The organism is Vampirovibrionales bacterium (assembly GCA_016712355.1).
In the GTDB taxonomy this organism is placed as follows: Bacteria; Cyanobacteriota; Vampirovibrionia; order Vampirovibrionales; family Vampirovibrionaceae; genus JADJRF01.
Window position 1 is genome coordinate 84,199 of sequence record JADJRF010000001.1, and the last position, 20,660, is coordinate 104,858.

27 protein-coding genes are annotated in these 20,660 nt (G+C 61.5%); all 27 read left to right on the plus strand.

Going from position 1 to position 20,660, the window contains the following annotated elements:
- Window positions 1-11 precede the first annotated feature (11 nt).
- The 27 genes from IPK79_00600 (at window position 12) to IPK79_00730 (ending at window position 20,626) form a co-directional block, all read left to right on the plus strand.
- Window positions 12-590 carry a DUF2227 family putative metal-binding protein gene (locus IPK79_00600; protein ID MBK8188933.1) on the plus strand — a complete coding sequence of 193 codons (579 nt, stop codon included), beginning with the start codon at window positions 12-14 and terminating at the stop codon, window positions 588-590.
- 12 nt (window positions 591-602) lie between these two features.
- Window positions 603-1,793 carry a hypothetical protein gene (locus IPK79_00605; protein MBK8188934.1) on the plus strand — a complete coding sequence of 397 codons (1,191 nt, stop codon included), beginning with the start codon at window positions 603-605 and terminating at the stop codon, window positions 1,791-1,793.
- 77 nt (window positions 1,794-1,870) lie between these two features.
- Window positions 1,871-2,905, plus strand: coding sequence for an FAD-dependent thymidylate synthase (gene thyX / locus IPK79_00610; protein ID MBK8188935.1), 1,035 nt, complete (start codon window positions 1,871-1,873; stop codon window positions 2,903-2,905).
- The gene (locus IPK79_00615; GenBank protein ID MBK8188936.1) at window positions 2,902-3,447 is read left to right on the plus strand and encodes a hypothetical protein; all 546 of its coding nucleotides are present in this window, start codon (window positions 2,902-2,904) and stop codon (window positions 3,445-3,447) included. Before thyX ends, IPK79_00615 begins: the two co-directional genes overlap by 4 nt.
- The gene (locus IPK79_00620; protein ID MBK8188937.1) at window positions 3,440-3,682 is read left to right on the plus strand and encodes a hypothetical protein; all 243 of its coding nucleotides are present in this window, start codon (window positions 3,440-3,442) and stop codon (window positions 3,680-3,682) included. The genes IPK79_00615 and IPK79_00620 overlap by 8 nt, the downstream gene beginning before the upstream one ends.
- Window positions 3,675-4,043: a DUF4326 domain-containing protein gene (locus tag IPK79_00625; GenBank protein MBK8188938.1), complete on the plus strand. Its 369-nt coding sequence runs from the start codon at window positions 3,675-3,677 to the stop codon at window positions 4,041-4,043. Before IPK79_00620 ends, IPK79_00625 begins: the two co-directional genes overlap by 8 nt.
- Before the next feature lie 12 nt (window positions 4,044-4,055).
- Window positions 4,056-4,457, plus strand: a complete 402-nt coding sequence (locus IPK79_00630; protein ID MBK8188939.1) for a hypothetical protein — start codon at window positions 4,056-4,058, stop codon at window positions 4,455-4,457.
- A complete protein-coding gene (locus IPK79_00635; protein ID MBK8188940.1) occupies window positions 4,441-4,629 on the plus strand; it encodes a hypothetical protein in 189 nt (62 codons plus the stop codon). Before IPK79_00630 ends, IPK79_00635 begins: the two co-directional genes overlap by 17 nt.
- Window positions 4,601-5,263 (plus strand): hypothetical protein, encoded by a 663-nt coding sequence (locus tag IPK79_00640; protein ID MBK8188941.1) that lies wholly within the window; start codon window positions 4,601-4,603, stop codon window positions 5,261-5,263. The genes IPK79_00635 and IPK79_00640 overlap by 29 nt, the downstream gene beginning before the upstream one ends.
- A complete protein-coding gene (locus tag IPK79_00645; GenBank protein ID MBK8188942.1) occupies window positions 5,244-5,657 on the plus strand; it encodes a hypothetical protein in 414 nt (137 codons plus the stop codon). Before IPK79_00640 ends, IPK79_00645 begins: the two co-directional genes overlap by 20 nt.
- Window positions 5,654-6,067, plus strand: coding sequence for a hypothetical protein (locus IPK79_00650; protein MBK8188943.1), 414 nt, complete (start codon window positions 5,654-5,656; stop codon window positions 6,065-6,067). Before IPK79_00645 ends, IPK79_00650 begins: the two co-directional genes overlap by 4 nt.
- 160 nt (window positions 6,068-6,227) lie before the next feature.
- A complete protein-coding gene (locus IPK79_00655) occupies window positions 6,228-7,577 on the plus strand; it encodes an HD domain-containing protein (GenBank protein ID MBK8188944.1) in 1,350 nt (449 codons plus the stop codon).
- A 164-nt stretch (window positions 7,578-7,741) separates the two neighbouring features.
- On the plus strand, window positions 7,742-8,317 hold the full coding sequence (locus IPK79_00660; protein MBK8188945.1) for a hypothetical protein: 576 nt from the start codon (window positions 7,742-7,744) through the stop codon (window positions 8,315-8,317).
- A 16-nt stretch (window positions 8,318-8,333) separates the two neighbouring features.
- The gene (locus IPK79_00665; protein MBK8188946.1) at window positions 8,334-8,534 is read left to right on the plus strand and encodes a hypothetical protein; all 201 of its coding nucleotides are present in this window, start codon (window positions 8,334-8,336) and stop codon (window positions 8,532-8,534) included.
- A 222-nt stretch (window positions 8,535-8,756) separates the two neighbouring features.
- The gene (locus IPK79_00670) at window positions 8,757-10,493 is read left to right on the plus strand and encodes a phage portal protein (protein MBK8188947.1); all 1,737 of its coding nucleotides are present in this window, start codon (window positions 8,757-8,759) and stop codon (window positions 10,491-10,493) included.
- A complete protein-coding gene (locus IPK79_00675) occupies window positions 10,490-10,687 on the plus strand; it encodes a hypothetical protein (protein MBK8188948.1) in 198 nt (65 codons plus the stop codon). The genes IPK79_00670 and IPK79_00675 overlap by 4 nt, the downstream gene beginning before the upstream one ends.
- 3 nt (window positions 10,688-10,690) lie before the next feature.
- Complete coding sequence (locus tag IPK79_00680) at window positions 10,691-11,905, plus strand: hypothetical protein (GenBank protein MBK8188949.1); 1,215 nt, start codon at window positions 10,691-10,693, stop codon at window positions 11,903-11,905.
- Window positions 11,893-12,780: a hypothetical protein gene (locus tag IPK79_00685; protein ID MBK8188950.1), complete on the plus strand. Its 888-nt coding sequence runs from the start codon at window positions 11,893-11,895 to the stop codon at window positions 12,778-12,780. The genes IPK79_00680 and IPK79_00685 overlap by 13 nt, the downstream gene beginning before the upstream one ends.
- Window positions 12,777-12,995: a hypothetical protein gene (locus IPK79_00690; protein ID MBK8188951.1), complete on the plus strand. Its 219-nt coding sequence runs from the start codon at window positions 12,777-12,779 to the stop codon at window positions 12,993-12,995. Before IPK79_00685 ends, IPK79_00690 begins: the two co-directional genes overlap by 4 nt.
- A gap of 51 nt (window positions 12,996-13,046) precedes the next feature.
- On the plus strand, window positions 13,047-13,250 hold the full coding sequence (locus IPK79_00695) for a winged helix-turn-helix domain-containing protein (GenBank protein MBK8188952.1): 204 nt from the start codon (window positions 13,047-13,049) through the stop codon (window positions 13,248-13,250).
- Window positions 13,177-13,986, plus strand: a complete 810-nt coding sequence (locus tag IPK79_00700; protein MBK8188953.1) for a hypothetical protein — start codon at window positions 13,177-13,179, stop codon at window positions 13,984-13,986. Before IPK79_00695 ends, IPK79_00700 begins: the two co-directional genes overlap by 74 nt.
- Complete coding sequence (locus IPK79_00705; protein MBK8188954.1) at window positions 13,983-16,256, plus strand: hypothetical protein; 2,274 nt, start codon at window positions 13,983-13,985, stop codon at window positions 16,254-16,256. The genes IPK79_00700 and IPK79_00705 overlap by 4 nt, the downstream gene beginning before the upstream one ends.
- Window positions 16,240-16,443 carry a hypothetical protein gene (locus tag IPK79_00710; protein MBK8188955.1) on the plus strand — a complete coding sequence of 68 codons (204 nt, stop codon included), beginning with the start codon at window positions 16,240-16,242 and terminating at the stop codon, window positions 16,441-16,443. The genes IPK79_00705 and IPK79_00710 overlap by 17 nt, the downstream gene beginning before the upstream one ends.
- A gap of 38 nt (window positions 16,444-16,481) precedes the next feature.
- Window positions 16,482-16,856, plus strand: coding sequence for a hypothetical protein (locus IPK79_00715; protein ID MBK8188956.1), 375 nt, complete (start codon window positions 16,482-16,484; stop codon window positions 16,854-16,856).
- A gap of 6 nt (window positions 16,857-16,862) precedes the next feature.
- On the plus strand, window positions 16,863-17,132 hold the full coding sequence (locus IPK79_00720; protein MBK8188957.1) for a hypothetical protein: 270 nt from the start codon (window positions 16,863-16,865) through the stop codon (window positions 17,130-17,132).
- Window positions 17,133-17,654: 522 nt separating this feature from the next.
- Window positions 17,655-19,205: a hypothetical protein gene (locus IPK79_00725; protein MBK8188958.1), complete on the plus strand. Its 1,551-nt coding sequence runs from the start codon at window positions 17,655-17,657 to the stop codon at window positions 19,203-19,205.
- A 20-nt stretch (window positions 19,206-19,225) separates the two neighbouring features.
- Window positions 19,226-20,626 (plus strand): phage major capsid protein, encoded by a 1,401-nt coding sequence (locus tag IPK79_00730; GenBank protein ID MBK8188959.1) that lies wholly within the window; start codon window positions 19,226-19,228, stop codon window positions 20,624-20,626.
- The last annotated feature ends 34 nt before the right edge of the window (window positions 20,627-20,660 follow it).

The following is a 20,660-nucleotide window of genomic DNA, read 5'->3' on the forward strand; positions in this document are numbered from 1 at the left end:
AGACAACGCCGATGGCATCGGGCAACACACACGCACGCGTCGCCTACGCACTTCAGGCGCCTATCACGCTGGCTGGCATCGTCGTCGCCATCAACTACGACGATGCGCAGTTGGGCGCCGGTCTCGTCATCGGCGGGCTGGTGGGCATTATCATCACGCCCGACATCGATCACCACGTGGTGACGCACGAAGAACTGCGCTTCTACCAGGTGGGTGAGGTGGTCGGCGTGCTGTGGCAATGGCTGTGGGCAGGATACGAGATCGTTGTGCCTCACCGTGGCATCTCCCACGTGCCCGTCATCGGCACACTGACGCGGGCGATCTATCTGGCGGTGATTGCGCGGGTGCTGCTGTGGGTGGCGGCGGGCATCGCCGGCGACTGGTGCGTGCTGAATGCGTGCGATGTGCAGCCGGTGACTGTCGGCGCACTGTGGGATATAGCGGTGATCTTTCACCGCTTTTGGTTGGGCGTGCTGGCCGGCTGGATCGTGCAGGACTTGGGGCACTTGCTCTTTGACCTGCCGCCGTTGGCGCTGGCCGGCGCGGTTGGGTTGATCGTAGTTGTCGTCATGGTAATTTTTGGCGCGTGAAAGGAATCAACGATGGAGAGTGTACTGAAGGCAAATCGAGAACAGTTGCTGGCGGCGGTGAAGCTGGCGATTCGCTTCCACCAAAAGAGCTTCGGCCCGCTGGACGGGATGCTGCTGATCGAGGGCGGCGACCGCGGCGTGACGGTGAGCGGCATCAATCCTGGAGAGCGGCGCATCGACGCGACGATTGGCTGCGAACCGTTGGCCGATACATGGCCGGAAGGAGTCTTTGTCAGCGGCAAGTTGCTGAGTGAAATTCTTGGTTTGTTGCCGTCCCCGATGGTGCGCATCGGGTGGAACGACAAGACGATGGCGGTCGAGGGGTACGGAATCGATGGACGCAGCGACGCCACGACGCTCAAGGTGCGCCAGGACAACGCAACGCGGGCATTGCTCAAGTCGGCGCCAGATGACGAGGCGCCGTACTTCCTGATCGGCGCAGCGGAGTTTGGCGCGCTGGCGGGGCTGGCGACGACGGCGCGCTCTGGCGACGAAAGCCGGCCGACGTTGACCGGCGTGCGCATCGAGCTTATGCCCGACGACGACAACGACACGGCGCGACTGGCGTTTGTCTGCACGGACGGATACCGCTTGGTCAAGGCCACGACGCGCGTGCCTTATGCCGGTGACGGCAAGCGACCGATCAATCTATTGGCGCCTGGCGTTGAGATGACGCACATGGCCGGTCAACGTGGGGTTGGTGATCTGAAGTTTGTGCTGTTCGAAAACAAGATCGAGGTGAGCGGGCTGTTGGCTGGCGACATCGCGTTTCGGTTGGTGACGCACCTATCGGACGGGAATTATCCGAACTACGCCGCCATTATTCCCAACGTGGCCGGCGAGGTGATGGAGGTCGATCTGCGTGAGTTTCGCCGGCATCTGGCGACGGCGAAATCATTCAAGCGCGACGATCTGCGCGTGGACTTCGAGTTTGGCGCGGACGCTGTGCAGTTGCGATGCAAGGATGACGAGAAGGGCGATTTCGAGTCGCGGTGTCCAATTACGCGGTTGGGCACGACTGAGCCGGTCTCGATGGCGATGAACATGGCGTATCTGGAAAGCGCCGTGACTGGGCTGCTCGACCTGGGCATTGACGATCCGACGATGCACTATCACGCCGACAATCGCCCGTTCGTGCTGAAAGGCGAGAAGGATCACATGAGCGCTGTGGTGGTGGTCATGCCGATGATCATTCCAAAGTAGGCGCGGATATTCCTTGAGGAATAATTGACGGCGTGATATTCTGTACGGCATAAGAATCGACAATCGAAAGGAGCAACATGGTCAAGGTAATGGCGGCAAGCAAGATCGTTCTCCAGGATCGCCAGCACGCGCCGAGCGACCTGGGCGTGCTGTGGCAGGGCGCCGGCACCGACAGCGAGCGCGTGATCGAGTATGCGGGCCGGCTGTGCTACGCCTCAACGTCGCGTCAGGGCACGGCGCCAGGCTTCATCCAGCAACGCATCAAAGAGGGACACCTCGACGTGCTGGAACATGCGTGGGCGTCAGTGCTGCTGCCGGCGGATGAGTTCGATCCGGCATTTTGGACGAAGTTCAACCGCTACCTGGAAATCCACTCGGATCATCCAGATGCACATCTGGTAAGCGCCAACCTGCGCGTCTGGCGCGAGCTGATGGAGAACGGCCACGCGTGGGAGCTTACGGGCGCGCTGGCGTCGATTGCCCCGTCGATTTTTCAACCGCTGGTCGAAAGCCTCCGTGCGCGCCAGCAGCATGTCGAGTTCGAGATCAACGTGCCGCCATTGCCGTCCATGCCGAGCAAGCGCGCCGGCGACGCCACCGTGACCTTTGTCATGGCAAACATGCCGACGCAGAACCTGACCTATGGCTGGTCGATGCTGCATCACACGGTGGCGACGTTCCTCATCGAAGGCGTCTCGCGTGCCCTGACGCATCAGCTTGTGCGTCATCGTTTGGCGAGCGTCTCGCAGGAGTCACAGCGGTACGTCGATCTGGAGAAGGGGCAGTGGCAAGCAATCGTGCCGCCGGCCATCGCCAACAACGTAGAGGCAATGGCTGAGTTTACGGAGTTTTGGTCTGTCGCCAAAGACAAGTACGCCAGGTTGCGCGACCTGGGTATACGCAAAGAGGATGCCCGCTTCCTGCTACCTAACGCGACCGAAACGCGCTTGTTGGTGACGATGAACCTGATTGGTTGGCGTCACTTCTGTAAGCTGCGTGCGGTGGACAAGGCGGCGCAGTGGGAAATCCGTGCAGTGGGCATGGCGATCCTGGAGTATTTAGCCGATCTTTCACCGTTTTTTGCGGACATGCTGGAGGACGCCGAGCAATGACCGTGCAGCGTGGGGTGCTCACGAAGGTAACGGCGCCGGCTTCGGCGGAAACGTTCTTGCGCGACGCGGTGACGGCTGAGCAGGCAGTGCGTGAGCGCACGGTACACGCGCGTCCGATGCCGATCACCGGGCACAATATCGCCTTTGCCATGTCGGAGATGGCCGGCGAGGTGATCGACGCCATTATGCGCGGCTATCCTGAGTATGTGCGCAACAACGGCAAGCGCGTCGATCTGGAGCTTGAGGTTGGCGACGCGTTCAGCCAGATCGCGTCGGCGCTGATCACGCTCGACAATGAGCGCCCCACTTACCACGCCGACATCACGCAGTACCTGGCCGCAAAGGTGAGTATGGCGCTGGCCGGCGCACAGATTATGTGGCAGGTAGGAAGCGGCGTGCAGGCGAAAGCCGGTCTCCAGGAAGCCGCGGCGTGGCTGCTGGAGTTGTGCCGGCATTTGGAGATCGACCCAGTGCAGGCGTTGACGCGCAGCCACGAGAAGACGCTGTGTAAGCATGACAGAAAGGGAGACGATTATGCTTGACGAACTGAGCGAACGCGAGCAAAAGGAAGTTGCGTTGGCGCTGCTGTACTCGACGTGGTTTGCGCATGGCACGGCGGGGCACAACAGCTACATGACGCTGGCGAAAGTCGCACGGCAAGCCGGCTATCGCTGTAAATTTGACGGTGAGGCGCCGGTGCTGTACCGATACGACGACAGCGCCGATGCAGTGTTTGAATCGCAGTCGGACGCCGCACGATCTCCGAAAGATGCGTGAGCATTCTGTCACGGTCGTCAACATCAAGACGGTTGGCCGGCAAAGCGGCGCCATCTACATAGGGCGTTCCATGCCGGGGATTACTGCTTCGGTTCTCGGCAATCCGCATAAGGCAGGGTATTGTTCTCGTTGCGGTTGTACACATACGCGTGAGCAGGCGTTGGAGTTGTATCGGGACTGGTTACGCTTTGAGTACCGAAAAGGAGGGGCTGTGCGCCAAGAACTGGAACGGTTGGCCGATTTGTCTGAAACGCAAGACCTGGTGTTGGCGTGCTGGTGCAAGCCGCTGTCGTGTCACGGCGATGTCGTCAAGGACGCTATCGCCGGCATTGTGAAGAAGCGAACCGAATCGACCGGATAAAGGAGCCGCTACTTGGACAAGCAAGCATCGGAGTTGGCAACGCTGAAAGAGACGCTTGGCCGGCTGGAAGAACAGCACCGTGAACTTGCAACGCACATCTTGCATGTCGAGACGATGTGCGCCGATATGCTCACCGTGGCAAAGGGACTGGTCGATTTGCTGTCGGAAGAACTGACAAGCAAGCCGGAGGGCGACGAGGTGTGGGTGGCGTTGCGCGTCGGTGCGCCTGGCAGTCAGTTCGAGTTATTGGGCGTCTTCCTGACCGAAGACGCCGCGGTGAGAGCCTGCCGGCGCACCTACGACATGGTGGGCAAGGTGACTTTGGGCACCGACTACGGGGATGCGATCCAGGCGTGGCCGGGCGCCTACTATCCATTGGAGAAAGAGGAGGTATCGAATGCAGCAGCCGAGTAAGCAAGAGCAGCCCGTCATCGCAACGATGGCAAAACCAGAAGTCGATCCAGTCAAGCGCCGCGAGTTGGCGGAAAGGCTGGCGGCATTTCTCAAGCAGGAAGCGGGTAAGGCTGGCGTGTTGGCGCCAGAGAAAGCAGGCGATCATGCTCAAGCGAATTCTGACCAGGGTTGAGCCGGGCAACGAGCGGGATGTTGCCGAGCGGCTATTCGCCTGGCTCAACACACAAGACAACGAGGATACTCCGGTCAAAGGCGGGCGCGGATCGGGCTATTTCGCACCGCATTATGGCTTGCCTGGGCAACGCGGCGGGTCGGCGCCGCGTCAGACAAAGTACGAAGACGAGTTACCCAAGCTGCGCCAACAATGGGATGACGCCGACGAGCACTTGCTGCACAAGGTGATTGCCGAGTTCGGATTCACCTATCATCCCCTCGACGGCACGTCGCCAACCACTGGCTTTGCGTTGTCGCCGTACCGTGACCGCGAGCGGATTTTGGATGTCAAGACGTTGACGGCGGATGACCTGGAGCAGTACCTGATCGACAACGAAGACATCTGGTCGCGACCTAACCACTACTTTGGCGCCTGGTACAACACTGAGGACGGCAAAGTGTACCTGGACGTGTCGATTGTCGTGTCGGAGTCGGACGAAGCGGAACGGCTATCCGCCAAGCACAAGCAGGAAGCGTATTACGACATCGAGAAGGGCGAAACCGTCTACGTTCGGGCACGCGGCGATGACGGCAAGAGTCTCTCATTGGAAGCTGAAAAGGAGTTGCTACGCCTTGTCGAACTCTACCGCTGACAACAAGGACAACGAACGTCGCGTGGTGCGCGTGGTGCTGAGCGCGCCGTTGCTGGCGCAGGTGCTGCGTGAGGATAGCCTGCTCCGGCTCGACGCCGGCATTCCGCCAGATGCGCGCTGCGTCGGCATCAACTACGATGCGCAGGGTAACAACGTCAATGTCTTCTTCGAGCATTCCTCGTTTGCTGCGACTGACCCGGCGCAGTGGCCGCCGGCTGTCGCAGCGGAGGTTACGCTGGCCGGCGACTACGAACAGGTGCTGCTGCGTCGAGTGTACGACGAATTTCGCGAAGAAGCTGACGCTATCGTGATGCGCACCGGGTTGACGGCGGGCGCCCACTACACGGCGCTGGCGAATGTGCTTGAGCGTAAAGGAGTAGAAATCGACCAATGAACTACAAGGACATTGCCGACAAGTGGCACGGCATCGATCACAAGATACCCAAGACGACCATGACGCCGGAGCTTGCCGTGATCCTGGGCTTTGCGCGTGACGACGTGCTGGCGCTGGCGAACGTCATCACGGACATGGGCGAGGATATTCGCCACTTGCAGGCGACGGTGCGCCAGTTGACCGACGAATTGGAAGCGCGGCTGCCGGCTGGCGAGCGGTTGGCCGAGATCGTGGCGCGTTGGCAGACCCAGGATCATCCGCATTGGGAGCGGATGTTGGAAGACAGCGACGTGATCGATCAGGCAGACCGCGATCTGTCTTTTCTGTTGGCGGAACTAGAGAAGCGCGCCGACACCGACAGGGAAACCGGCGCGCAACGCGTGCTGGTTTGGTCTGAGCCGGCGGTGTAGGCACCACTCCCTTTAACCCAATAGTTCTTTCACGGGCGGCATAGCTACAATATGCCGCCCGTGTGTTTTTCTATGCACACAGGCATAATTCATTATTGACATTTTATACATTGTGCGGTATCATTTTTGTATCAATAGGGAACAAAAAGGAGACCGCACGATGTCCGTCTATGAAACCATCCGAGAAGAAATTGAGAGCGCCGGCGGGCGCGCCTACATGGTTGGCGGCAGCGTGCGCGACATGCTCTGCGGGCATATCTACAAGGACATCGACACCGAGGTGTACGGTATGTCCGCTGACGCCCTGGTGGGCGTCCTGGGGCGCTTTGGCGAGGTCAATACGGTCGGCGCCAGCTTCGGCGTGATCAAGCTGCGCGCCGGCGGCGAGGAGTTCGACTTCAGCCTGCCGCGCCGTGACAGCCGCGTCGGGGTGGGGCACCGCGGCTTTATGGTCGAGGTTGACCACACGATGACGGTCTCGGAAGCGGCCCGCCGTCGCGACTTCACGATCAACGCAATCAGCGTGGATCGTGCCGGTTGCATTATCGACCCCTACGGTGGGGTGGATGATCTGCGGGCGCGCCGGCTGCGCCACACGAGCGAAGCCTTTGCGGAAGACCCGCTGCGCGTGCTGCGGGGTTTTCAGTTCGCCGGGCGGATGCGTCTGACGGTGACGCGCCCCACGGCGGCGCTGTGCCGGTCGCTGATCAGGGAGTATCCCACGCTGGCGCGCGAGCGCGTGTGGGGCGAATGGGAGAAGTGGGCCAGCAAGAGCGAGACGCCGAGCCTGGGGCTGGAATTTCTGGTCTCGACCGGATGGGTAGCTCTGTACCCGGAGATCGCCGCCATGCTGCGCGTGCCGCAAGACCAGGAGTGGCACCCGGAGGGCAGCGTCTACCTGCACACGAAGCACGTGGTAGATGCTGCAATGGCAATCGCACGGCGTGAGGGGCTGAGCGCGGAGCGTCGTGCGACGCTGGTCTTTGCGGCGCTGTGCCACGACATGGGCAAGCCGGCCACGACGCAGCGCAGTGAAACGTCTGGTCGGTGGGTGGCGCCTGGGCACGCCGAAGCGGGCGTCGAGCCGGCACGCCGCTTCATGGAGAGCATCGGTGCGCCGCGTGCGATGATCGAGGAGGTTGCCGAACTGGTCGCCTTCCACATGCGCCACATCGGGTTCACGGGCGGGCGTGCGGCGCGCCGGCTGGCCGCGACGATGAAGGCGACGACGCCCTACATGTTGGGGCTGATCATGGAAGCCGATCACAGCGGCCGCCCCTGGACGGGCGAGTTCATCATGCCGGCGGACGGCGCCGCATTCGTGGCCGAGATGGACGCGGCGATGACGGCGGTGCAGCCTATCCTGATGGGGCGTCACCTGATCGCGGTCGGGATGCGTCCGGGGCCGGCGATGGGGCGGGTGCTGCGCATGGTGCATGAGGCGCAGGTCGAGGGTGAGGTGGCTTCGTTTGATCAGGCGCTGGCGATGGCAATGCGCCTGGCTGCATAATAATCCTACGGTCAGCCGTGCCGGGCGGCGAATCCCGGCGAAAGGAACGATCTATGCAATGGGAATGGAATGACGGGATTGGGAGTCGGAGCCGACAGCCAGCGTGCGTGGTCGTACTTCCGAACGGGGAGTGCCACAGGTTTACCGGCGTCACGATCCCCAACGTGGCCGAGGTCGTCGGTGAAAAATTCGAGAAGAACGGCAAGTGGAGTAATTCCACCTACACTGTCTTGTCGCCTGATCGCAGCGCCATTGTTAGTTGGCGGCAGTCGTGGGAGGAAGGGTTGCATTGGCCGCAAGCGTACTGGCGCGATGCGATTATGTGGGTCAAGCAGCAAGCGCCGCTGGCGCGCGATGGAGCTATCGAGGCATTGATCCGCGCCGAGTGGAAGCAAGCAGCCGCAAAGTTCGACGCCGCCGCCGATGCCGAGGCGCGTATGGGCGCGGCGCAAGCAGATCGTGCCGTCGTCATCGTCACCAAGCTGCCGCAGGTGGTCGAGTGGCTGCGCCGGAATGGGATCGAAGGGCGTGTGCTGGAAGCCGCCACGCCGGATCAGGTGCGCTATCAGGCGCTCTACGTCGCCGGCCAAATCTCGATGGCAATGGCGGCGGCGGCGCTGGAAGTGCTGGTCGTCGAGACCCCGAAGGGGTCGAAGCCGATCAAGGAAATGAGCGCCGACGAGATGGAAGCGTCCGGCGCCGTCATCGTGCGCTACATTATCCAGAAAGTGACCAGGTAGCGAGAGGGGTGTTTGGGTGGACGATCAGATTGTGGTGAACTTCCACGGCAAGTTTCAGGTCATGCCGCGCGCCGAGTGGCGCAACGGCATGAAGGTGGCCGGCCCCGGCACGCTGGAAGAAATGCGCGTCGCTGCGCAGCAAAAGGCGAACGAAGCGGCGCGCAAGGCGGGTGCGCGGGTGGCGCACCCTTCAGAGAATGTCTTCGAGGTGAAATAGCGTCTTCGTCTGGCGACAGCAAAAGCGGCGCACCGCATAGGGTGCGCCGCTTTTGCTGTACGGCACAAAAAAATGCGAACGGTCTATAGACATTACGAAAAGCAAGTGCTATGATAACTCCAGGAATTTTTTTAGGTGCTGGTATTCCTGGGGGAATATCCAATGGCTAGACAACCTTCGCCCACCCTGTTAGGCAGGGTGCTCCGCTATTTTCAATCGTCAATGGAATACGCCAAAGGCGCGCCGGCGCAGCGCAAGGGCACGAACCCGGTGCTCTTGCAGATCGTACAGGGCGCCAGCCGCACGGGGACATCACAGGACTCCTCCAACCTGGAGTACTACCTGCGTCTGGCAGCCACGGCGCCGCACTTCTACGCCGCTGCCAGCACGGTTGCCGACAAGGTGACGGAATCCGCCGATTTCGCGGTCGAACGTGAGGTTGGGGATCGGTGGGAAGTTGTGCCCAACCACGAATTCCTGCGCGTGCTGGAGCATCCCAACGAGATCATGACGGGCGGGCTACTGCTCAACAGCGCGGCGTGGGACATGCAGGGACTAGGCAACTCCTACTGGTTCCTCGTGACGGATCGCCCCGGCGTCGGCCCGGTGCGCGAGATATGGCCGCTGCCGGCGCTGCGTGTGACGCCTGACCCGATGACGCTGCGCGTGTCGCCTGTTACGGGCAAGTTGGTGATCGACTATCGCTACAACCTGGGCACGATGACCATGCTGCCCGGCGAGAACGTCCTGCATATCCGCACGGCCAACTTATTCGACTTCTGGCGCGGGATGTCGCCGCTGTCGGCGCTGGCGCGCACGCTGGAGATGGACTACAACGAGTCGAACTGGTTGGCCGGCTATTTTGGCGAGGGCAACGCCGTCCCAACGGCGATCATCTCGGTGCCGCCAGAAGTCAGCGACGAGGACTTCGACGCCATCAAGCGCGACATTGCCGAACAGTTTGGCGCACAGCGACGCAGCGCGATCACGCGTGCCGGCGACATGAGCGTCGAGACGATCCAGCACTCGGTCGATGACATGCGCATCCTCGACGGCATGAGCTACAACGCCGAAGCAATCCGCGCCGTGCTGCGCGTGCCGGCGGGATTGCGTGACACGTCGTCGGGCGAAAGCCGCATTGCGGCGGCCACGGCGCTGATGCAAGACGCCGTGCTGCCCATGCTGTGGAACATGGCCGAGTGGATGACGCTCAAGATCATACCGATGTACGAAGCGCACGGCGAGCGGTTGCGCATCACGGTGCTGACCGAAGTGCCGCAAGACCGCGCGATGGCCGTCACCGAGTACGAAGCCTTCGGACAGGATCGCACGGTGAACGAGAACCGCGCCGAGCAAAAGCTGGAGCCGCTGAAGCTGGAAGGCGAGCTTGCGCAGTTGCAGGCGCTGCTCGACAAAGTACCGACGCGCTTGGTCGAACTGTTCCTCTCTTACATGATGGCGAAAGAACAGGCCGCCAGCGCCGCCAGCGCTGCATCTGAGCAAGCCGGCAACCCACTCCTCGACGCGATGACAGGCGGCAAGCCTGCCCTTCCTATGAATGGCAAGCCGGCGGGCATGAACGGCAACGGGCGCACGGCGATTCCTGGGCCGCACACGACCGCCACATCGACGCCGGAACAGCAGATGCAGGCGCTGACCTTTGGGGCAAGCAAGGCACTGGAGGGCGTGCCGGCGGTTGAGCACGAAGCCGCACTGACCTGGTTGGCCGCCGGCGCACAATCCGCCGATCATTCGGCGGTTTTGGGAGCGTATCGGGCGGTCTTCGAGGGCGATGCGCTCAAGTCCCTTTACCGGGTGGGCGCGCCTGGTTCGGGACGGGACGCGTGGGCGGTGTGGGACAACCAGGACAAGGCGTGGGTGCGCTGTGCGCCGGTGGTCGGCGCGATGGTGGTCAATCGAGACTTTGTGCGCCGGCAGGGTGCGGAGGTGCGCGCGTGAGTACAGCGACGCAGATTATGACGACAGGCACAGGGCGCGGCAAAACGATTACGGCGCTCGATGCAAACGACTACAAGGGCACCATGCAGCGTCTGTATGCCTGGATTCAGCAGCAGAAAGCCAACGAGCAACAGAAGGCGGCCAGCGAACAGACGAAGGCTTGCGAAGATGTAACCGTTCCGGGGCGAGGCTAGATCGTGGCGCGGACTGACATTGCGCCGACGTTGATCGAATTTGGCATCGACGCGGTTTCCGCCGAGGAGATCGAGCGCCAGATCAAAGAGAATGGGCTGCTCGACGCCGGCCTGGACGGTGTGCATTGGTGGGCGATGCAGCGGTGGGCGTTCGATCCGGTGGAAGCGGTGCGTGAGGCGCGGTTGGGCTGGTGGTTGTCGCCGGCGATTGCGACGGCGTACAAGCGTCTGCTCGATGCTCGCTACGAAAACGAGCCGGGGGAAGATGGCGTCGAGTTGGTGCGCAAGCCGGTCGTGACGTGGGACGCCGCCGCCGAGCGGTTTGTCGAGGACGCCAAGAGCCTGCTCCCCATCTGGCAGGGCACGCTAAAACGCGCATGGGCGGAAGCCTGGCGCGCGTGGCCGGGTTTTGCTGTTCAGCCAGACATCCCGCCGACATTGCCCGACTTTTCCTCGCTTAAGAGCCTGACGGACTACTATGCGCGCGTGCGCCCACACGAGATCGATCCTGGGCACCCGGCGCACGTGCTGCGCATCTTCCTGGAAGCAATCGAAAGCGTGAAAGCCTGGGACGAGAGCCAGGTCAACCGCCATCCAGCCGGCACGCCGGTCGATGAGGCGACAGGGGCGGGCGGCGGGCGCTTTGCGCCGAAGCCGGATGCTCCGCAACGCGTGTGGCAGGGCAAGCAGCAGCCGGCGGCAGAGAACGTGCCCTCCAAATTGGATGTAGGGGCATTGGGTGAGCGCATGGTGGCGAGCATCTTCAGCCATTTGATGGAGACGCCCTTCCGCACGTTGAATGAAGGGCGCAGCAACGCGCCGCTCGATCTCTTTGGCGACCATTTGGCGGTTGAGGTAAAAGCCGGCCTCGCCAGCAACCAAAGCGGGGCGCAGAAGTGGCGCAGCACGATTGGTGAGCCGGGCAAGGCAGAAAAAGCGCTGCTGGCGCAGATGCAGGCCGAGGAAAAGCGCCAGCACAACGCCTGGAAGCGCGCCGAGATATTGCGCCGCAAACAGGAATTTGCGGCGCAACTAGGTAAACGCACGCCAGACGGCCAGCCAGTCAAGCCGGTGACGATTGGGTTGATCTTTTCGCCTGATTTGAGCATGGCAGACGTGTATGTGATCGACGGCTACCACTCGGAAATGCCGTGGGTGCGTTATGCCGATGACGATCATCTTCTGGGCACGTACAAGGTGAGCGAATGGCTGGATTGACGCCGTTGGAGATTGAGGCGCGCCGCGTGGCGTCGGAAGATTTGGATCGGATTTTCGCCGGCATGTTGCGACGGGCGCTGCTGATCATGGGTGAACGCGCCGAGAAGTCTTTCGACGCGGACGCTCACCCGCGTTACCCAGAGGGCACGGCGGTCGATCCTGAGACGGGCGCCGGCGGTGGGCGGTTTGCGCCGAAAGGCGGTGAAGGTTCACCGGATAGGGACGGCAAGCCCAGGCCGCAAGGGACGCCGGTTAGTGCAGCGGCCAATGTGACTGCTACTGGCGCAGTCGGCAAGGCGATTCGTGAGGCACTAGGTGCTGTGGATGAAGTGCATGGCGCTACCGACTTAAAGCAATTGCCTCTGGAGGAAAGCCAAGATACACACAGTCATGGTTCTCTTGAAAAAACCGCAGAGGGCAAACCGATTCGATTGGTTGTATCCGACAAAGCAGAAACGCCGGCGTTTACGGCTTTGCACGAGATTGGGCATTGGCTTGACTTCGCAGCATTGAACGTTCCGTTCGAGCATAATGTCGGTGAGATCAGAGATAAGTCTTTGAGGGATGCCTATAAGGAGTTTTGGTCTGCGCTGGAAGGGACAAAGAGCTACCAGTCGTTGATTCAGACGCTTCGATCACTTGCTGACACCCCTCACGAGGCAGGGTACGTCAGGTATCTTCTTCGTCGGGAAGAAAAATGGGCGCGAGCGTACTCGCAATATGTGGCGACACGTAGCTCTAGCACTGTACTAAAAGCGGAACTTGCAAGAGAACAGGGTCTGAATGGTTATCCGCAACAGTGGTCTGACGAGGACTTCGCGCCGGTGGCGGCAGCGATAGACAAGATTTTCAAGGTCATGGGGTGGATGGAATGATCAAGGAATTGATGGAACAGGGGTCGACGCGGGAACAGGTCGTGCAGGTGTTGATCGATAATAAGTTTGCGCTTGGTGAAGTCGATGCCGAGTTCATCATTGGCATCGAACTTGGCGAGATCGACGGCGACGTGATTGTGGTCGATGACTACGGTAACGAAGTGCGGCGTCATGCCGACGAAGATGAAGACAAGAGCGACGGCAAAGTTGAGTAGCAACAAAAGCGTATGGCAATCTGGCGACGCAATAAGAGCGAGTACGCGCGGATGGCAATACTGATCGGCGCACAACCGGGAATCTCGATCAGTGAGTTGGCGCGACGGATGGGCAAACCCAAGACAACCGTGTGGGGGCGTCTACCCGGTCTCGAAGAAGCCGGCATTCTGTTAGCGGAAGATGACAACGGGGGACTCTACCTGTTCGAGAGACAACATGCAGATTATACTCGACAACCAGGCGTACAAAGCTGATGTAACAGTACCTCCAGCTTATACATTCGACCCGCGCAGCAATCGTTACCGCGACGCGCGCGGGCGCTTTGTCTCGGTGCGCGTGATCTACGATCTGCGCGATGTCAACGAGACGGCCAGCGTCGAGACGATGCAGCGGTTGACGCTGGCGTTGGCGGAAGGGCGGATCAGTGCGCCTGGGTGGTACATGGCGATGCAGCATCAACTGCGCCGGCTGCACGTGCAGAACGCCGCATTGGGCGCCGGCGGGTTCGACCGGTTGACGCGTCAGGACTTCACGCGCATCGACACGATGCTGCGTGAGGAAATCGAGCGGATGCTGCGCTTTGGCACGCAAGTACAGGCGGGACTCCAGAGCGATGCGCAGATTCTCAACCGGATCAACATGTACGCCGGCACCGCACGGCGACAGTTTTACGCCAGCAAGCCCAAGCCCAAGCATCGCATCAACCAGATCGTGATCGAGCGGCGCACGTTGGGAGACGCCGAGCATTGCCCGCTGTGCGTCTACCTGTCTGATCTCGGCTGGCAACCCTACGGCACACTGCCGGCGCCGGGCGAATCCGTCCCGGAGTGGCAAGACGATCAGTGCCTGAGCAACTGCCGGTGTGAACTGGAAGTGAAAGTCGTTGGCAAGAAGAAGGGCGAGAAGATACTATCGCGCACCGAACGCCCTTCGTGGAAGGCGTGGGCGCCACACGCGTGCTACCTGGCGCCGGAGGGGATCGACCTGTGAGCAACGAACAAGCACGCTGGCCGGCCGGCACGCCGGTGGACGAAGCGACAGGCGCGGGCGGCGGAAGATTTGCCCCTTCCAACGGCGGCGGTCAATCCGGTGATCATTCGGCGGATTCTGGCGCGCCGGTGGGTGGCAGCCAGACGGCGCGGCGCTTGCGCGTGCAGCGCGTGGTCGGGCAGTTGGTGGAGGTGGATTCGCTTTTCGATGTCTCCTTCGCGTTGCGAAGCGCCGGTATCGATCCGTCCGTTGCGATTCAACCGGGGGATTTCGCTGCGCTGCTGCAAGAGATCGAGCGCCGCACGCACTATCGCCCCACGTCGGATGATCTGCTGTTGTGGATTGCCGAAGACCTGGGCATCGAAGGCGACGACTTTTTTACCATGCTCGACGCTGAAGGGTGGCGGGCTGTGCAGGCGCAGATCGTGGATGGCGACGATCTATACACGGCTATCGAGGAATTGATCGGCCCGCCGTCACGAGACGCCCTCGACAATCTGGCGGGCATCATGCCGGCCAGATTGTCGAGGGCACAGACAGAAGCAAGCAATGACACTTTCTGGGAGCCGGTGCATCCCACTGACGAGCAAATGCGACAGGCGTACAGCCATCCGCGCTTGAATGCGCAACTGGACGCCGGCGAGCGCGTGGCGATGGTTGTCGTCACCGACCGCAACGGTTCGATCTTGCCCGATGTGGACGCCGAGGTCTATCAGCGCGGGGAAGGTGAGCAGAACTTCAATATCGATCCAGAAGGATTCCGCACGCTGCTGGCCGACTCCTTGCCGGATGGCTGGCGCGCTGCCATCCGCTATGAAGCCTACGACCACACCGCCGAGTACCACACGGTCGAGGTGGCCGGCGTGCTCTATGCGGACGATCAGCGCACCTATGCCGGGCGCTTCGACCTGAGCTTTTCGGACGGCGACGGCGACAGGATTGTCAACCTGAATTTCTTGGAACTGGAGGATCGCTTCCAGGGGCACGACGCCGCGCTGAGCCTGATGGAAGGCGTCGTCAAGCACGCCCTCGACAACGATTTCGCCCGGCTGGAGATGCTGGCTGACATCACGGTGGGCAGCTACGCGTGGGCGAAGTATGGCTTCGACTTCGCCCCTTCGACTGACGCGCCCAAGCGGTTTGTGCCGGACGAGTTTCGAGCGTGGGCAGCCAACAAAGGGCCAGAATATCAGCCGGCGGCGGGATGGGTGGGGCTGGATCGCATCAAGACGCCCTACGACATTGCCACCTATGACCCCGATCCATCGGTGCGTATTCCAGGCAGCATGATCTTCAACCCGCACGTGGATCGTTCTGCGTTGCTGCATCCTGGCAAAGCGTACATGCTGGACATGAAAGGCTTTGGCGAGTGGGACGCCACGGCGTCGCCGGCGCTGGTCTACCAGTTGATCCAGTACAAAAAAGCGGAAGCCTTGCTGCGCAGGGACGCACGGAAGGCGACGCCGATTATCGAGATGGCTGCGCCGGCGGTGCGCCTCGTGCCGGCCTTCGATTGGCAGCAGCGCGTGCAGGAGGACGCCGGCCTGGTCGATCTGGAAGATCACTTTGCGATCAGCGAAGAAGACATCGAGCAGGCGGCGATGGGGTTGACGCACGCAGTTGGGATCGTAACGGGCGCCAACAGCGGCAAGGTGACGGTCGCATACGACGGTATGGGGTCGCTGGTTGTGGATTGCAAGACCGGCAAGGACGCTATGCTGTACTGGATGCGCAACCGCGCGTTGCATCAGGCGCCGCACAATGCCGGCGATCCGGCTGCGTTCCATGCGCTCGATTACCTGCACGTGCATTGGGCGGAAACCGAAGACCTGAGCGGGCTGCTGCGCCTGGCGCGCATGGCGCGCGATGCCGGCTATCCGCGCATCACCTTCGACGTGGAGGGGCAGATCGGGCGCTATGCCTGGGCGCAGTGGGGCGTGGACTTTGAGCGGCAAAGCGAAGTGACCGAGTACAACGCGCGGTTCGACCGGTGGCTGAAGGAGCTACGCGTGGATATGCCGGTGCGCGCTTTCCTGCATACGCCGCGTGCGTTCGCCGGGTTCGACGCGCCTGGCGTGCGCATTCCTGGGATGCTGATCGATAATCCGTATGTGCGCAGGGAAGCGTCGCTGCCGGTGGGTAAGGCGTTCATGCTCGACATGCGTGGGATGCCTGCATATCTGGCTGCCAGCGCGCCGGGAATGCTGTACGATGCGCTGGTTGTGTTGGCAATCAAGAGAGAGGTGACGAAACGTGCTGATCATCAATAACCGGTTTCAGCCGCGGCGAGAAGGGCAAAGCGACGCGGCGTTTTGGGCAGACCTGATCAACGCCGAAGATGGCGACGATGCGATCCTGGCGACACCGCGTGGCGCACAGGCGCTCACGCCGCCAAGCGAGATCGATAGTCCGTTTACCGACGATGCGTTCTTCGATGAGGAACTGGGGGACGACTAGATTTGTTCGAGTTCAAGTGTGCGCACGAGGGCTGCTACATGCCCTGGGCGTTTGTCTACAATGGCGTAGTGATGGTGCAAAGCCGGCACTCTGGCGAGATGCACACGAACGCGATTGGGCTGGCGGAACTCTACCGCGTGCTGCGCGCCTCGCAGGGCGCCGAGACATTATCGACAGCGGATTTTGCGCTATCGACCGTGCGCCGCGCTGAGGTGATGCTTCCTGGGGCGCCGGCGACAACGCCGGGATTCGAGCTTGTCTGCATCGACAAACGCTGCTCGCTACCCTGGGGAGTCGTTGCGAACGGGTCGCTGCACGTGGTATCATGGCATGGAGAGAAGCACATCAACAGCGTACACGTGGACGTGATCAAGCTGCTTTTCGGCGTGCGGTATGGCTTGAATGGAGGGTGACGCAAGATGATTCAGTGGCCGGCGCGGGTGAAGGTCGTCTTCATGTCGGAAGACGTGCTGACGAACATGTTGACCGAGGGCGCGGCGATGCCTGCCGTGCAGTGCGTCGAGGGGCTGCCGGAAGGCGCGCAGATGGTGATGGCGTCGTACAACGAGAAGCGCAAGGCAGTGGCGGTGTACTTCACGCATCCTTCGTGGCCGCTGGCGTCGCCGGGCGCTGTGCCGGCGATTACGCCCGTGCTGCAAGTCGTGGAGCCAGAGCTAGAACTGGCATAGGTAGAACGCACATGCTACAATGCGGGTGCGTGGGGGTGATGACCGCATTGGGTGTACGGTAGTCTGTCTACCTGCGGCGCCGGGTGCGTGAGACCCACGTGTTCCCAACGAGCTTGGGCACATGGCGACACCTGCCAGCAGCGCGTATTTGGCTCCGCATAGTGCGCAGTGGTGTGACGACCGCGAGAGTGCGGTAATTCACAACTTGGGATAATTTGGGATATGAGAAAGGGCTGCTTGTGCGCACAAGCAGCCCTTTCTTGTTGTTGAGCCGGGCGGGACTTTCTCCCAACGGATCGCCTGATGCAACCCTCCCAACCACTCTGATTGTAGCAGGAACAGAACGAAAGTCAACGATCAAGACGCAATCCGCCGATCTTTCGGCGCAAATATGCTTGACAGGCATAATCTGACTGTGATATATTCTTAACGGAATAGCAATTTCCGCAACTCTATCGTTCGCGCCGCGTGCGCCTCTGGGAAACCAGGGGCGCACGCTTTTTTATACCCGGAGTACATCTCATGCCGATTGCCAACAGCGCCAGCGGAACAAACAGCGACCAGGGGCTGCCGGTTGTCAACCAGGGTGAAGACCTGCAAGTGTGGTTGAAGCGGGCAGTGCCGGCGCTAGTCGATTTGGGGACGCCGGAAGACCAGGCGATTGCGCTTGCGACGGAAGCCTGGAATCGCGTCAACGGGCAAGACAAATTCGCTCGCTCCGACAAGCCGGCAAAACACGAAGCCGAAGACAAGCCCGAAACGCCCAAGCCCGCCGCAAAGGAACCTGAGAGGGAAGTCGATCCGAAGGCCGAGAAGCCCAACGCGCCAGCGCCGAAAGCCGACAAACCAGGCGAACCTGCTCCCTTTGCCAAGAAAGAGCCGAAGGAAGACGCGCCAGAGGAAAAGCCCGAAGACGAACAGCCGGAACCGGAAGCTGCGCCCGAAGGCGGGATGACTTGGGATCAGGCGACGTGGGGATCGCTCAACGGCGCCGACCTTGTGAATCGACCTGGGACGGAAGACGCGACGCTGACCGTTGACGCAACAACCGACGAAAACGTAGAAGCCGGCAATGAAGACGAAGTGCCGGAGACCGACGAGGACAAACCCGAAGCAGAAGACAGCGACGAAACGGAAGCGCCCGGCGACGGCAATATCACGGGCTGGTACACCGGGCAGATCATGAACTTTGCGCAGACGCTTGGTGCGCATCTGCTCGATAACGGGCTGGTGAGCGACGAGCAACTGGGTGCGATGGTCGATGCCGTCATGCAGATGGCCGCCGGCCTGGAGAGCGACCTTGCGCAGCGATTCGCCCCACCCAAAGAGACCAAGTTTACCTACGACGTGGCGCTGCCTGAGTTCGCCCGCAAGGGCACACCTTCTGCGCCCTCTTTGCCATCAACGCCCACCAAGCCCGTCGCCGGCCCACAAGCGCCCTACGTGACCAAATTTCCCAACGTGCGCACGCCGTTGGCCGATACGCTGGCGATCAAAGCCCTGGGGCGGGATCGGGTGGGCAGCTATCTGTGTGTGTGGGGCAACCCGGCGCGCAAAGACCTGTCCGGCGAGTTCTTCACGCCCAACACGCAAGAGATGACGGCAATCTTCGACGCCATCGGCACGATCCCCGCCATCTATCATCACGCCCTCGACAACACGGTGAAAGCTGCCGTGATTGGCCTGGTGGATGTGATGAAGAAAGACGATGTAGGGCTGTGGATCGAAGCGCAGGTGCGTGAGCACGCCGCCTACAAGAACCTCATCAAGCCGCTGGTCGATGACCATGTGTTGGGCTGGTCTTCCGGCGCGCTGCCGGGCGGACGGCAAGTCAACAAGGCGACCGGCGAGATCACACGCTGGCCGATTGTCGAAGCCTCCATGACGCCTAGCCCGATGGAATGGCGCATGGCGGCGCAGTGGCCCGTGCAGAACATCAAGGCGCTCTATCAGCAGGCCGGCTTGCCCTTCAGTGTTGTTTCCAAAGCTCTACGCCCCAAACCGCCCCAGGCGTCATTGGACGATCAGATCGCGGTCGAACTGGAGCTTCTTCGGATATTGGAATTGTCCTGAGTACAGGAGGAGTAATCACCATGAGTGCAGATTTTGGAGTTTTGGAGCGCCAGCGGGATGAAGCCGTTTCTAAGGCGCAAAAGGCGTTGATGGCCGGCGACTTGGAGTCTGGGCGCACCTACCGCGCCGAGGCTGAAAAGCTCACCGAGTCGATGCGCGAGTTGAAGTCGCTGAGCGAACTGGGCGGCGGCATCGCTATGCGGCGCCCGCCTCTGCCTGGCACGACCGGCGTCGAGGAGGACATCGCCACCAACGCGGCCAAAGCGGCCTACGTGGCGCGGTTCGGCTCGCTGGAGGGGTCGATCAAGGGCATCCTGACCGACCTGCACGGCGCCGAGTACGAAGGGCTGTACTGGCAGCAGCGGGCGGCCTTCAAGACCTACCTGCGCCGCGGCGACAGCGGTCTGGATCGGTCGCAGTTCACCCTGCTCAAGCAGATCGTGCTGACGCCGAACTTTGTCAAGAGCGCCATCCAGCAGGGCATGGACAGCGTGGCGTCCATCAAGTCCACGATGGTCGAGGCAATCGACACCCTCGGCGGTTTCGCCGTTCCGGTCGATTTTCAGTCGCGCGTGATCGAACGCTTGAAGGGCGAGACGGTCGTGCGCGGCGGCGCCAGCGTGGACAACACCAGCCGTGATACGGTCGAAATTCCGGTGAGCACCGGCGGCACGGATCAGTATTCGAGCGCGGTGCGCGTGACCTGGGTCGATGAGAAGCCCACGGCGGGCACGGCGGCTACGAACCTGACCTTTGGCATGGAACAGGTGCCCGTGCATACGGTGATGGCCGAGACCGGCTTGAGCCGCAACATGATCGAGGACGCAGCGTTCGACATCGAGGAGTTCCTGACCCGCAAGTTTGCGGAAGCGGCCGCCATCGATGAAGACAACAAGTTCATCCTGGGCAGCGGCGTCGGGTGCCCGCAGGGGATTCTGCCGGGTGGTGCGAATCTGTTGGGGTTGACCGAGCGCGTCTCTGGCGACACCGACGACATCACCTGGAACAGCCTGATCAGCCTCTCCTATGCGGTGGCGCGCCAGTACCGGCGCAACGCCAAGTGGATCGCAGAACGCTTCACCTACGAGGAGATCGCCAAGTTCCAGGATGGCACGAGCGGCAACTACCTGTGGAATCCGTACCAGACGGGCGGCGGCGCCAACGGCGCGCCGGCGAAACTGTTGGGGTACGAGCCGCTGGAACAGGAGATCATGCCGAGCGTGGCGGCAAACGCCTACCCGATGATCTTTGGCGACCTGGCCGGCTACCAGATTTTCGACCGCATCGGCATGACGGTCGAGCGCTATCTGGACAGCACCACAGCGCGCCAGAACATGGTCATGTTCGTGATGCGCCGGCGCCTGGGTGGGCAAGTGACGGAGCCGTGGCGCTTCGCTGTCCTGAAGATTGCTTCTAGCTGACGCTTCTAGCTGACCGGATTTTTTTACCGGATAG